This window comes from Streptomyces sp. SPB074, assembly GCF_000154905.1.
Taxonomy (GTDB): Bacteria; Actinomycetota; Actinomycetes; order Streptomycetales; family Streptomycetaceae; genus Streptomyces.
In genome coordinates this window covers 2,351,966-2,361,061 of the sequence record NZ_GG770539.1, presented here as the reverse complement: position 1 = coordinate 2,361,061, position 9,096 = coordinate 2,351,966, and the positions used below count along the sequence as shown (strand labels likewise).

General features: G+C 73.3%; 9 protein-coding genes. 3 read left to right on the top strand and 6 right to left on the bottom strand.

What is annotated here, in order from left to right:
* Window positions 1-54: 54 nt before the first annotated feature.
* Window positions 55-366, bottom strand: a complete 312-nt coding sequence (locus SSBG_RS09605; protein WP_037869357.1) for a hypothetical protein — start codon at window positions 364-366, stop codon at window positions 55-57.
* A gap of 229 nt (window positions 367-595) precedes the next feature.
* Entirely contained in the window at window positions 596-1,603 is a 1,008-nt protein-coding gene (gene hemC / locus SSBG_RS09600) for a hydroxymethylbilane synthase (protein WP_008745974.1), read from the bottom strand.
* 484 nt (window positions 1,604-2,087) lie between these two features.
* Here hemC and SSBG_RS09595 point away from each other — a divergent pair, with 484 nt between their 5' ends.
* The 3 genes from SSBG_RS09595 to SSBG_RS09585 all read left to right on the top strand — a co-directional run bounded on the left by SSBG_RS09595 (window position 2,088) and on the right by SSBG_RS09585 (window position 5,965).
* Window positions 2,088-3,878 (top strand): DEAD/DEAH box helicase, encoded by a 1,791-nt coding sequence (locus SSBG_RS09595; protein ID WP_008745973.1) that lies wholly within the window; start codon window positions 2,088-2,090, stop codon window positions 3,876-3,878.
* Between the two features lie 452 nt (window positions 3,879-4,330).
* Entirely contained in the window at window positions 4,331-4,975 is a 645-nt protein-coding gene (locus tag SSBG_RS09590) for an IclR family transcriptional regulator (protein WP_008745972.1), read from the top strand.
* Window positions 4,976-5,179: 204 nt separating this feature from the next.
* On the top strand, window positions 5,180-5,965 hold the full coding sequence (locus SSBG_RS09585) for a S16 family serine protease (RefSeq protein ID WP_008745971.1): 786 nt from the start codon (window positions 5,180-5,182) through the stop codon (window positions 5,963-5,965).
* A gap of 53 nt (window positions 5,966-6,018) precedes the next feature.
* On the opposite strand, the gene SSBG_RS09580 is transcribed toward SSBG_RS09585, so the two are convergent.
* From SSBG_RS09580 to SSBG_RS09565, 4 genes are all read right to left on the bottom strand, one after another.
* Window positions 6,019-6,315 carry a hypothetical protein gene (locus SSBG_RS09580; protein ID WP_008745970.1) on the bottom strand — a complete coding sequence of 99 codons (297 nt, stop codon included), beginning with the start codon at window positions 6,313-6,315 and terminating at the stop codon, window positions 6,019-6,021.
* Between the two features lie 136 nt (window positions 6,316-6,451).
* Entirely contained in the window at window positions 6,452-7,063 is a 612-nt protein-coding gene (locus SSBG_RS09575; protein ID WP_008745969.1) for an ArsR/SmtB family transcription factor, read from the bottom strand.
* Window positions 7,064-7,171: 108 nt separating this feature from the next.
* Entirely contained in the window at window positions 7,172-8,107 is a 936-nt protein-coding gene (locus SSBG_RS09570; RefSeq protein ID WP_008745968.1) for a glycine betaine ABC transporter substrate-binding protein, read from the bottom strand.
* A 131-nt stretch (window positions 8,108-8,238) separates the two neighbouring features.
* Complete coding sequence (locus SSBG_RS09565) at window positions 8,239-9,087, bottom strand: ABC transporter permease (RefSeq protein ID WP_008745967.1); 849 nt, start codon at window positions 9,085-9,087, stop codon at window positions 8,239-8,241.
* Window positions 9,088-9,096: the final 9 nt, after the last annotated feature.

Here is a 9,096-nt window from a genome sequence, read left to right as displayed (position 1 = left end):
GGTGGCGTCGGCGTCCGCTGCGGTGTCTGCCCCGCGTCGGCTCGCGGGCCGGTCTCAGGGCGCTGTGCGCCCGGCGTCGCGAGCGGCCAGCCAGCGGGTCAGGTCCCGCGCGATGTCGTCGATGACGGCGGAACGGCTGACCGCCCGCTCGCCACGCCCGCTGTCCCTGCGGACGACTTCGTACACGCCCTTCCCGAGGAGGGCGACCGAGACGGACCAGCCCGCGTCGGCAGCGGCGGGGCTGATGACGAGGAAGGTGTTTCCCGCCTCGTCCAGATCGCCGAGCATCATGAACAACGCGTCCTCGGACGGGTCCTCGATCCGGTCCCCGTCCTCGCTGTCGGCACTGTAGTAGTCGGCACCCATCACAGCCCCCTGCCTTCCCGCCCACCGCCCTGCCTGCCTGGTCGCGGGGAGCATGGCACGGGGGACTGACAGGGCGGTGGGTGGCGGTGGGAGCGGCGGTGGCGGTGTGACGGTGGCCTGGGTGGTCGTGCCGTCCACGGGGTGACGTCCGCGCCGTACCACGAGGGCGCGGCCCGCGTCCGGCCGTGCCTGTCCGTGCCCGGTGGCCCGGGTGATCCCCGTCCCCGTGTCAGGGAGTCGCCTCGGCCAGGATGCGGGCAGCGCCCCCGGCGAGAAGGCGTTCCGCCACTGTCAGCGCGAGTTTGTCCGGTTCCGATGCCGGGCCCTGCGCCGTGGCGGTGATCTGACGGCCGCCGTCCGGGGCCGTCACGGCCGCGTGGAGGCGGAGCGTCCCGGGGGACGGGCGGCTCGTCCACGTCCCGAGCGGCACGGAGCAGCCGCCGTGGAGTTCGGCGAGCAGCACGCGCTCGGCACGTACCTCGGTGTCCGTCGCCGGGTCCCCGCTCGCCGCGAGGAGCCGGGCCGCCCCGCTGCCCTCGCGCACCTGGATCGCGAGCGCGCCCTGCCCGGGCGCGGGCGGGTACGCCTCCGGGTCCAGGTACTCGGTGATCTCCTCCGTGAGCCCGAGGCGGTGCAGTCCCGCCGCCGCGAGGACGACCGCGTCGAGAGTACGCAGACGGGCCAGCCGGGCCGGGACGTTGCCCCGTACCGGGATCACCTCCAAGTCGGGGCGCAGGGCGAGAAGCTGCGCGACCCGCCGCGTCGAACCCGTACCGACCCGGGCGCCCCTGGGCAGCCCCGCGAGCGTCGCCCCGCACAGGGCGTCCCGCGCGTCCTCGCGCGGCCCCGGCGTGCGCAGCAGCGCGGTGCCGGGGGCCGGGGTGGTCGGGAGGTCCTTGAGGCAGTGCACGACGACGTCCACCTCACGGCGTACCAGCGCCGCCTCCTGCCGCGAGGAGAAGGCCGAGACGCCCGCGCGCCGCGTCACCCCGGCGACCGTGGGCGTGCTCCGGTCCGCGTCCCCGGCCTCCGTGATCACCCGCCGCACGAACCGGACCCCCGGCACCTCGCGCTCCCAGCGCTCCACCATCTCCCGCACCTGCGCCCGCGCCAGCGCACTCCCGCGCGAGCCGACGGTCACGGTGCGCGCCGCACCCGCCGCCTGCGTCACGTCCCCCGGGTCGCCGGTGGTCTCCGGGTTGCCGACGTTCTCCGCGTTCTCCGGGTTCTGCGCCACGCCGCTCGACTCCCTCACCGGTCCGCTCCTCGGGCCGTCCGAGTCTAGGTACGGCCGAGGGGCGCCCATACCAACGCACTGTCGTCAACCCGCCCTCTCGCGCCACCGCCGAACCCCGCTGTCCGGCCGGGCCCACCCCCCGGACGACCGCCACGACGCGACCGGCACGGGGCGGGTAGGCGCAGGCGAAGCCCGCGGGGGCGCGGGAGCTGTCGGGGCCGGTGGGGGCGCGGGAGCTGTCGGGGCCGGTGGGGGCGATCGCCCGGACAGGGCAGGGCGGTTGTCGGGGTCGGGGCGGGGCGTGGCCGGGGTGGCGCCTTCGCGTTGGTCCGGACGGCGGCGTGGCGTCGGGCGGGGCCCGGGGGCGTCGCGGTGTGACGCCCGTCGCACCCGTGCTCCTGTCGTGCCGGGCGCCCCGCCCGTCCTCGGGGCGGGGATAGGGTGGCTGCTCGTCCACGCAGCCGAGCCTGATTCAGCGGAGAACGTGACTACCACCCCCACCTCCTCCTCGCACCTCTCTCCCGCCTTCCCCGGCCGGGCCCCCTGGGGTACGGCGGGAAAGCTGCGCGCCTGGCAGCAGGGCGCGATGGAACGGTACGTACAGGAACAGCCGCGCGACTTCCTCGCCGTCGCCACGCCCGGCGCCGGGAAGACGACCTTCGCGCTCACGCTCGCGTCCTGGCTGCTCCACCACCACGTCGTGCAGCAGATCACCGTCGTCGCCCCGACCGAGCACCTCAAGAAGCAGTGGGCGGAGGCCGCCGCACGCATAGGGATCAAGCTCGACCCCGACTACAGCGCCGGCCCCGTCTCCAAGGAGTACGTGGGCGTCGCCGTCACCTACGCGGGCGTCGGCGTGCGCCCCATGCTGCACCGCAACCGCGTCGAGCAGCGCAAGACCCTCGTCATCCTGGACGAGATCCACCACGCGGGCGACTCCAAGTCCTGGGGCGAAGCCTGCCTCGAAGCCTTCGAGCCCGCGACCCGCCGCCTCGCCCTCACCGGCACCCCGTTCCGCTCGGACACCAACCCCATCCCCTTCGTCGCCTACGAGGAGGGCAACGACGGCATCCGGCGCTCCGCCGCCGACTACACCTACGGCTACGGCAACGCCCTCGCCGACGGCGTGGTCCGCCCGGTCATCTTCCTCTCCTACAGCGGCAACATGCGCTGGCGCACGAAGGCGGGCGACGAGATCGCCGCCAGGCTCGGCGAGCCGATGACCAAGGACGCCGTCTCGCAGGCCTGGCGCACCGCGCTCGACCCGCGCGGCGAGTGGATGCCGAACGTGCTGCGCGCCGCCGACCAGCGCCTCAGCGAGGTCCGCAAGGGCATCCCCGACGCGGGCGGCCTCGTCATCGCCTCCGACCAGGAGCAGGCCCGCGCCTACGCCAAGCTCATCCGCGAGATCACCGGCACGAAGGCCACCCTCGTCCTCTCCGACGACTCCGGGGCCTCCGAGAACATCGACACCTTCTCGCACAACGAGGACCGCTGGATGGTCGCGGTCCGCATGGTCTCCGAGGGCGTCGACGTCCCGCGTCTCGCCGTCGGCGTCTACGCCACCACCATCTCCACGCCCCTCTTCTTCGCCCAGGCCGTCGGCCGTTTCGTGCGTTCGCGCCGGCGCGGCGAGACCGCCTCCGTCTTCCTGCCCACCGTCCCCGACCTCCTCGGCCACGCCAACGCCCTGGAACTGGAGCGGGACCACGTCCTCGACAAGCCGAGGAAGAACGGCGAGGAGGACCCGTACGCCGAGTCCGAGAAGGAGATGGACGAGGCGAACAAGGAGCAGGACGAGGACACCGGCGAGCAGGAGCAGTTCTCCTTCGAGGCGCTGGAGTCCGAGGCCGTCTTCGACCGGGTCCTCTTCGACGGCGCTGAGTTCGGGATGCAGGCGCACCCGGGCAGCGAGGAGGAGCAGGACTACCTCGGCATCCCGGGGCTGCTCGAACCCGACCAGGTGCAGATGCTGCTCCAGAAGCGGCAGGCCAAGCAGATCGCGACGAGCCGCAAGAAGCCCGCCGAGGACGCCGACCTCCTCGAACTCCCCGCCGAGCGGCGGCCCGTCGTCTCGCACAAGGAACTCCTCGAACTGCGCAAGCAGCTCAACACCCTCGTCAGCGCCTACACCCACCAGAGCGGCAAACCGCACGGCGTGATCCACACCGAACTGCGCCGCGTGTGCGGGGGGCCGCCGAGCGCGGAGGCGACGGCGGGGCAGATCCGGCAGCGCATCGACAAGGTGCGCGAGTGGGCCACCCGCATGAAGTGAGCCGCCGGGGAGCCGGCGGGGGAGACGACAGGGGAGACGGCGGGGGCGGGGGAGCGGCCCCGCCCGCCCAGCGGGTCCTCGCCCGGGCGAGCCTCCGCCGGGTGGACCTCCGCCCGGCGCCGGGCGGGCGGTGACGCGCCGCCCCGGCGCGGCGCCCGGCCGCCGTCCCGCCGCTTCCTGTGCGCTTTTCGTGTACATGCCGACTTCCTCAAGGGATAAATGCGGACGATTTGGCTCCGTTACCGCCCGGATACTGGACAACGCCTTCCGCTGAGCGGGGAGCGCTCGCTACTGTCCGGGCAACGCACACGCCCCGTGGCAGCGTCGCCCCGGAGCGCAGCCGGTGCGACTCGCAGGCGGACCGGGTACGAGGTGACGTGCGCCGGACGGGACCGGTGGCCCCGCGCCCGTACGGTCGGGCCCCGCCGCACCTCATCGAAGGAGTGGGCGTCGTGACCGCGGAGACCTCTCAGACGCTCGACCGTGGACTCAAGGTCCTCAAGCTGCTCGCCGAGACCGATCACGGTCTCACCGTCACCGAACTCTCGGCCCGTCTCGGGGTCAACCGCACCGTCGTCTACCGCCTCCTGGCCACGCTGGAACTGCACGCGCTGATCCGCCGGGACCTGGGGGGCCGCGCGCGCATCGGGCTCGGTGTGCTCGGTCTCGGCAGGCAGGTGCACCCGCTCGTGCGGGAGGCCGCGCTGCCGGCCCTGCGCTCGCTCGCCGAGGACATCGGCGCGACCGCGCATCTCACCCTCGTGGACGGCAGCGACGCGCTCGCCGTCGCCGTCGTGGAGCCCACCTGGACCGACTTCCACGTCGCCTACCGCACCGGCTTCCGCCACGCCCTCGACCACGGGGCCGCCGGTCGCGCCATCCTCGCCGCCCGCACCCCCGCCGGCCGCACCGTCCCCACCTGCACCCTCACCCGCGACGAACTCGACGCGGGCGCCTGCGGAGCGGCGGCCCCCCTGCTCGGTGTCACGGGGCTCGAAGGCAGCGTGGGCGTCGTGATGCTCCCCGACTCGGTCCCCGAACGAGTCTCCCAGCGGGTCGTGGACGCCGCCCGCGAGGTGGCGGACGCCCTGCGCTGAGGCGGCGGACGCCCCGGAGCGGGGGAACGCCCCGTGCCGGGGGAACGTCCCGTGCCGGGGGAACGAACGCGCTGGAGCGGGAGGGGTTCCCCGTGCCGGGGCGCCGCCCCGTCCTCCTCCCCGGTCCGCCTTCGCCTCCGGCGCCCCGCGCCGTGGCGCGGGTGGGGAGGCCGGGGGGTGAGTGGCTCGCGTTAGATTGTGGGCGTGTCCCTCCGTCTCAGGCGCCCCCGCGTCCTCCTCCTGTGCGTCCTCCCGGTGCTCGCGCTGATCCTCGTCGCCGCGCTGGCCCCGCTGCCGTTCACCGTCGCCCAGCCCGGCACCACGGCGAACGTGCTCGGTTCGGACAAGGGGCAGAAGGTCATCACGATCAGCGGCGCCTCCGAACGCCGCACGAGCGGTCAGCTCCGGATGACGACCATCCTCGCCACCGCCCCCGACGCGACCGTCAAGCTCGGTGACGTGATCGACGGCTACTTCCGCACCGACCGCGCCGTCATGCCGCGCGACTCGGTCTACCCGGGCGGCGACGTGAAGGAGATCGAGCGGCACAACCTCGCCGACATGCGCTCCTCCCAGGACCACGCCACCAACGCCGCCCTCTCCTACCTCGGCCGCTCCGGCGAGGACGTCGAGGTGACCCTGCGCCTCGCCGATGTCGGCGGCCCGAGCGCCGGGCTCCTCTTCTCGCTCGGCATCGTCGACAAGCTCGACGGCGACGGCAAGGGCGGCGACCTCACCGGGGGCCGCGCGATCGCCGGTACCGGCACGATCACCGACAGCGGCCAGGTCGGCGCGGTCGGCGGTGTCGCGCTCAAGACGAAGGCCGCCCGCCGGGACGGCGCGACCGTCTTCCTCGTCCCGAAGGACGAGTGCTCCGACGCCCGCTCCGAACTTCCCAAGGGCTTGCGCCTCGTCCCCGTCACCACGCTCAAGGGCGCGGTCTCGGCGCTCCGGGCCCTGGACGGCGGCGGCAAGGTGCCGAGCTGCTGACCGCGCCTCCCCGGCTACCGGCCCGCACCGCGCCCGGCGCCCCCGCGGCCCCCTCACGTGCGCGCCACCGCGCGCCCGGCCACCGCGCGCCCCGGCACCGCGAGCCGTAGCCCCAGGCCGATGAGCGACCAGCCGAAGCGCGCCCGCAGGCCCCGTACGCCCGCCGCACCCCGCGCCCGGTCGGCTTGCCGCAGCCGCTTCTCGCGCGGCCCCTGCACCCGGGCCAGCGCGTCGGCCGCCGCCTGCGCCCGCAGCTCCCGGGCCCGGTGGGCGTGCAGCATCTGATGGTCGGTCTCCAGGATGCCGAAGGCTCCCATGAGCACGTGCTTTCCGTAGATGTCGTACGACATGGTGGTGGTCTGCCTCTCTGCGGCGCGAGAAAAGAATATTTGTTCGAATGTGAGGTCGTGGGCGGCCCCGGCGCGCTCGTGGGCGTGAACGGCGGGGACGCATGGGCCGCGCGGGCGCCGCGCGGCCGGCGGCGCGTCAGGTGCGGGCCTCCCGGTGGACCGGCAGCGCGTGGAGGTGGACCCGTACCTCCCGCTGTCCCTCCTGCGCCTCTTCCCGCGTGTCGTACTCCGCGATCAGGGCGAGCAGGCGCGCGCTCAGCTCCGTCAGCTCGGCGGCGCTGAGGTACAGAGTCATATCGCTGAAGTTCCCCGCCTCCTCCCAGGGCGTGTCGCGCCACCGGTCGCGGTCGGCGACCCAGGAGGCCGTCTCGCGGTAGTGCGTGGAGGCGAGCTCGTGGAGGAAGACATCGGAGGCGCCCCGGATCTCGGGGTCGTTCTGATCGACGTTGCGGACGTTGAAATTGATCGTCTCCGGGACCGCCCGCCACCAGCGCTCGCGTCCCTTGCCGTGCTCCGGGTCGTCCTCGACGAAGCCGTGCTCCGCGAGCTGGCGCAGGTGGTAGCTCGTCGCCCCGCTCGACTCGCCCAGTTCCTTGCCGAGCTGTGAGGCCGTGGCGGGACCGCCGCGCCGCAAGGAGTTGAGGAGCTGGAGGCGCAGCGGGTGGGCGAGCGCGCGCAGGCTGCGGGCGTCCAAGTGGCGCGTCGTTCGTTCGATGGCCCGCTCGGCGGGGCTCAGGTCCTCGGTCATGGCACTACCGTAGGGTGTGCAAAGAACCTTTGCAAGACGGTTTTGCAAAATTCCTTTGCGTTCACGCTCAAGGGTGAACTCCCCGTCCGCGAGGCAGCCTTCGCGCCCTCACCCCCCTCCCTTCTTCACGAACCCCTCCTTCTCCAGCCAGTCCCGCGCCACGTCGTGCGGGTCCTCGCCGTCCACGTCCACCTTCGCGTTCAGCTCCAGCGCCACCGCGTTCGTCAGCTTCTTCGTGATCGGCGCCAGCACCTTCTCCATCTGCGGGTGTTCCTCCAGCGCCTTCGTGTGGAAGACGGGGGCCACGTTGTAGTTCGGGAAGAAGTGCTTGTCGTCCTTCATGACTTTCAGGTGGAGCGCCTTGACGCGGCCGTCCGTCGTGAACACCTCGCCGAAGACGCACGCGCCCTTCGCGGTCTGCGTGTAGACGATGCCGCCCGCCATCTTGGTGACGCGCGAGTTCGGGATGTTCATCCCGTACGCCCTCTTGAGCCCGTTCAGCCCGTCCTCGCGCGCCGCGAACTCGCCCTCGACGCACAGCGTCACGGCGCCCGGGTTCCGCTTCGAGAGCGCGGCGACGTCGGAGAGCGTCCTCGTCCGGTACTTCTTCTCGTTCTTCCGGTTGAGCGCGAGCGCGTACGTGTTGTTGAGCGGGCCCGGCGGGCCCCAGATGACGCCGTTGCGCCGGTCCGCGTCGCGCACGGCGACCCACTGCTCGTGCGGGTCGATGATCGGTTTCGCGTGGCCGAGGTACGTGATCCAGCCCGTCCCCGTGTACTCGTACATCGCGTCCGCCGTGCCGCTCTTGACGGCCTCGCGCGCGCCGATCGAGCCCTGGATGCCGGTACGGTCCAGCACGTCGGCGCCCGCCGCCTTGAACGCGATGCCCATGATCGCCCCGAGCACGAGCTGTTCCGTGAACTCCTTCGACGCCACGGTGAGCTTCGCGCCCTTGAGCGGCTCGCCCCTGCCCACCGTCCCCGGTTCGACATTGTCGACGAGCGGGCTCCCGCTCGTCAGCCCGCACCCCGCCGCGCCGAGCAGGAGCGCCCCGGCGAACGCGGCGACGACCGTGCGGGGGTACTTCCGGCCCGTACGGGCCTCGCCCGGCGAGCGCCGGCCCGCGCGCGTACCCCGGCGGGAAGGTCCCGTACCCCGGCGGAAAAGTCCCGTTCTCACGAGCCGACCTCCAGTCCCCGCGGCCTCAGCAGCAGTTCCGCCAGCGACGCGAGCCAGTCGACCAGGAGGGCGAGCACGATCGTGAGGACCGAGCCGATCACGAGGACCGACATGCGCTGGTTGGTGATGCCCGCCGTGATGATGTCGCCGAGCCCGCCGCCCCCGCCGAAGGTCGCGAGGGTCGCCGTGCCCACATTGAGGACGAGCGCGGTGCGCACGCCGGAGAGGATCAGCGGGACCGCGAGCGGTAGTTCGACCTTGCCGAGCACCATGAGCGGCGACATCCCGATGCCGCGCGCCGCTTCGAGGAGCGTCGGGTCGTTGGCGCGCAGGCCGGCGATCGTGTTCGACAGGACGGGCAGGATCGCGTAGACGATGATGCCGACGAGCGCGGGGAACTCGCCCGTGCCCAGCCAGATCACGAGCAGCGCGAGGAGCCCGAGCGCGGGGGTCGCCTGCCCGATGTTGGCGAAGGCGACCGCGACGGGCGCCGCCTTGCGCAGCCGCCGCCGGGTGAGCAGGATGCCGAGCGGGATCGCGATGATCAGCACGAAGAACGTCGAGATGACGGTGAGCTGGATGTGCTGGCGCACCCGCAGCCAGATGTTGCCGCCGCCGAGCGAGTTGCGGGCGATGGCGTCGAGCGTCGCCGTGTCGTAGTAGAGCCACGTCGCCAGCAGCGCGAGCGCGAGCACGCACGGCAGGAAGGTGAGTTTGCGCCAGCCGATGCGGCGCGAGGCGCGTTCGACGCGACCGCCGCGCGGCGCGTCGCGCTCGTCGCGCGAGCCGCCGGGGTCGTCGCGCCCGTCGGAGTCGTCGCGCCCGGCGCCGTCCTCCTCGCGCACGCCGCCGCG

Excerpts from the sequence above, each read along its gene's own strand:
- SSBG_RS09605 (WP_037869357.1), bottom strand. The coding sequence starts at position 366 with ATGGGTGCCGACTACTACAGTGCCGACAGCGAGGACGGGGACCGGATC.
- SSBG_RS09580 (WP_008745970.1), bottom strand. The coding sequence starts at position 6,315 with ATGTCGTACGACATCTACGGAAAGCACGTGCTCATGGGAGCCTTCGGC.
- SSBG_RS09575 (WP_008745969.1), bottom strand. The coding sequence starts at position 7,063 with ATGACCGAGGACCTGAGCCCCGCCGAGCGGGCCATCGAACGAACGACG.